Annotated in this window: 2 protein-coding genes; both read left to right on the forward strand. The window is 67.0% G+C overall.

Annotated elements, in window-relative coordinates:
- The first annotated feature begins 371 nt into the window (after positions 1 to 371).
- Positions 372 to 665, forward strand: coding sequence for a transposase (locus ACUW6W_RS11705; RefSeq protein WP_060973960.1), 294 nt, complete (start codon positions 372 to 374; stop codon positions 663 to 665).
- 11 nt (positions 666 to 676) lie between these two features.
- Positions 677 to 1,335: DDE-type integrase/transposase/recombinase (locus ACUW6W_RS11710; protein WP_454180192.1), on the forward strand; the 659-nt coding region annotated here is incomplete at its 3' end.

The following is a 1,335-nucleotide window of genomic DNA, read 5'->3' on the forward strand; positions in this document are numbered from 1 at the left end:
GGTTGTTGAGGAACTTCCATCCTGCGGGAGAGGCCCACTCGTCTCATCTCAGCCGGCGCCTCGTGGCAAGAACCTCATGACCCACAACACCTAGGGAGTCAACCTGCCGGCGCCGTACGAGACCACACGGTGATCTTGGCGGGGTGGGGCGGTGCGACAGGTGGGTGGCACGCCTCGACGCCGGTCGGCGATGGAGCAGAAGCCCCGGCCCTGGGAACGACAGACCATATCCGCGTCCCGACCCCGGTGCTCCTGACCCCTGTGGTCAAGGGGCCGATCGTGCACAGGCCGACGGCCGAGGGAGGGACTGACGCACGTACAGGTGACATACGATCTGTGGTGTTCCCACACCAAAGGGAAGGATGTGCACCATGCCCGCCCCCTACCCCAAAGAGTTCCGCGATGATGTCGTCCGGGTCGCGCAGAACCGTGAGCCCGGCACCCATCTGAAAGACATCGCGAAGGACTTCGGCATCTTCGAGTCCTGCCTGACGAACTGGATTCGCCAGGCCGATATCGAAGCAGGCAACATCCCAGGCACCACCAAGGCCGAGGCCGAAGAACTCCGCGCAGCCCGCCGCAGGATCCGGCTCCTCGAGCAGGAGAACGAAGTCCTACGCCGCGCCGCGGCCTACCTCTCCCAGGCGAACCTGCCGAAAAAATGATGTACCCGCTCGTGTCCGAGCTCGCCGCCGACCAGATCCCGGTCGCGGTGTCCTTGCGGGTCCTCAAGCTCGCCCGCCAGCCCTACTACCGCTGGCGGGACCAGCCCGTCGCCGTTTCTGAGGTGGAGCAGGCCTACCGGGCCAACGCCCTGCACGCCGCTCACCTGAACGATCCGGAGTTCGGGTACCGGCTGCTGCGGGACGAGGCCGAGGCGGCCGGGGAGCGAATGGCCGCCCGTACTGCCTGGCGGCTCTGCCGCCAGAACGGGTGGCACTGCGGGTTCGGGGCCAAGCGTGGCAAGTACGGGACCCGCCCAGGCCCACCCGTGCACGACGACCACGTCCGCCGGGACTTCTCTGCCGAAGCTCCGAACCGGCTGTGGCTGACCGACATCACCGAGCACCCCACCAGTGAGGGCAAGCTCTACCTCTGCGCGATCAAGGATCTCTACGCCGGCAGGATCGTGGGGTACTCCATGGCCGGGCGTATGCAGGCCTCGTTGGCCGTGAACGCCCTCGAGCAGGCCGTGGCACGCCGCGGCGGCACCGATGCGGTGGCCGGGTGCATCGTGCACTCGGACCGCGGCTCCCAGGGTGGATTCAATCGGTCGTCGCAACACCCTCTCGGAATCACTGGAGGTATGGGCGATGGCAAGCAAGGACTGGGCGA

Source organism: Micrococcus sp. 093350064-1 (assembly GCF_053627955.1).